A 254-nucleotide genomic window follows, 5' to 3' on the forward strand; every position below is an offset into this window, starting at 1 on the left:
AATGTCATCGCAGGCGATCTGGCGGACATTGAATGGTCCCCGGATGGAGAAGAGGCGACGTTTGTCGTCATCAAGGGCTGCAAGACGGTGGGGATCCCCGAGGAGAACCCGGAATACCGGGATCGCACCTCGCTCGACAGCCCCGGTCGGTCGCGCGAATGGGGCGTGGGCCTCACCGATACCAGCGAGCTGACGCTCAGCTGCTTTTATTCCGCCGCGCTTTACGAGTTGGCCGCCGGCTACAAGGCCTCCGG

The 254-nt window shown here is 63.4% G+C and carries 1 pseudogene; it reads left to right on the top strand.

Annotation, left to right across the window (positions count from 1 at the left end):
• A pseudogene (locus R0J92_RS24735) lies at positions 1-254 on the top strand (hypothetical protein); the annotation flags it as partial.

Origin of the sequence: Tritonibacter sp. SIMBA_163 (assembly GCF_046535935.1) — a bacterium.
Classification (GTDB): Bacteria; Pseudomonadota; Alphaproteobacteria; order Rhodobacterales; family Rhodobacteraceae; genus Epibacterium; species Epibacterium scottomollicae.